2 protein-coding genes are annotated in these 1,260 nt (G+C 73.9%); one reads left to right on the top strand and one right to left on the bottom strand.

Annotation, left to right across the window (positions count from 1 at the left end):
* Positions 1-4: 4 nt before the first annotated feature.
* Positions 5-253, bottom strand: a complete 249-nt coding sequence (locus HMPREF3159_RS06370) for a WhiB family transcriptional regulator (RefSeq protein ID WP_010549779.1) — start codon at positions 251-253, stop codon at positions 5-7.
* Between the two features lie 340 nt (positions 254-593).
* Between HMPREF3159_RS06370 and HMPREF3159_RS06365 the strand changes: the two genes are divergently transcribed.
* On the top strand, positions 594-1,013 hold the full coding sequence (locus HMPREF3159_RS06365; protein WP_070500183.1) for a hypothetical protein: 420 nt from the start codon (positions 594-596) through the stop codon (positions 1,011-1,013).
* Positions 1,014-1,260 lie beyond the last annotated feature (247 nt).

Genomic DNA, 1,260 nt, shown 5'->3' with positions numbered 1-1,260 from the left:
GGGGTCAGCTGGCGCGGCGGGCGCGCGCGTTGCGGCGCTTGAGGGAGCGGCGCTCGTCCTCGGACAGGCCGCCCCAGACGCCCGAGTCCTGACCGGACTCGAGGGCGAACTTGAGGCACGCCGTCATGACGTCGCACTTCTGGCACACCGCCTTCGCCTCCTGGATCTGCGTGATCGCCGGTCCGGTGTTCCCGATCGGGAAGAACAGCTCGGGATCATGGTTGAGGCACTCGGCACGGTGGCGCCAGTCCATCGTCACTCTCTCTTTCCAGGACGTCGCGCCCTGCCCCCGCAGGGGCGAGGCGCGGCGAGGGTCGCTCCCTGTGGGGCGTTCTCGGGTTCTGCGGTCGTCGGCGCTCGGCCCGGTGCGCTGTGCACCGTACGGCCTCGGCGGGACGAGCCGTTCTCCATTCTCTGCGGCTCCTGACGACCTCGACAAGAGCCTGGACCGCCGGGCCTGGTGGCACTTCCCACACCGTCGCGAGAAGTCGCGATCGGGAGGGGATGCCGGGCACGAAGCCGTTGCCACCAGGCGCTCGAGATGTCAGAGACGCTCGAGATCGCACAGGGGCCGCGGCGGATACAGTGCCCCCATGCCCACCGCGCCCGACAGCACCCGTCCCGCCGACGCCGAGGACCCCGGTCCGCGCACCCGCCCGCGGGCCGCGCTGCTGCTCGGCGTCGAGACGCTCGTGCTCGCGGCCGCGGCCACCTTCTGCTTCGTGGCGGCCTCCGGCGGCGGGATGACCGCCCGGCTCGGGGTGGGGCTGGGGATCTTCCTGCTGCTGTTCGCTGCGGGCACCGCCCTCGCCGCCCGCTCGGTGCTGACCAAGGGCCGGTTCGGGATCGGCTTCGGGATCACCTGGCAGATGTTCCAGGGTCTGGTGGGGGCCAGCATGATCAGCTCCGGCATGGTCTGGCAGGGCGTGATCGCGCTGGTCCTCGCGATCGCGACCTTCGTGGGGCTCGCGCGGCTGGTGCGCTCCACGCCGCTGCCCTCGCGCCTGGACTGAGTGCCGCCGGGCCGCTCCCGCTCCGCCGCTCCTCGTCCGGGGCGCGCGGGCCCGTCCGGGGATCAGCCGGCTCGTGCCCGTCGAGCGCGCTGTGCGGGCGGATCCGCCTCCGACAGCGGTCGGGGCCCGTCGGACGGCGGTCATCCGACGGGCCCCGAGGCGCTGATCGCGTGCCCGCGCCGTCGGCCGTGTGTGCCCTCAGCGCCTCATTCCGCGGAGGCGAGGGCGGCGGCCGGGGCGGTGCGCG

Origin of the sequence: Brachybacterium sp. HMSC06H03, from assembly GCF_001807385.1 — a bacterium.
Lineage (GTDB): Bacteria > Actinomycetota > Actinomycetes > Actinomycetales > Dermabacteraceae > Brachybacterium > Brachybacterium conglomeratum.
The sequence above is the reverse complement of the archived record's forward strand: the minus strand, read 5'-3'. Positions and strand labels throughout refer to the sequence as shown.

What these genes read in the sequence shown, in the direction of transcription:
- HMPREF3159_RS06370 (WP_010549779.1), bottom strand. Translation starts at nt 253, where the DNA reads ATGGACTGGCGCCACCGTGCCGAGTGCCTCAACCATGATCCCGAGCTG.
- HMPREF3159_RS06365 (WP_070500183.1), top strand. Translation starts at nt 594, where the DNA reads ATGCCCACCGCGCCCGACAGCACCCGTCCCGCCGACGCCGAGGACCCC.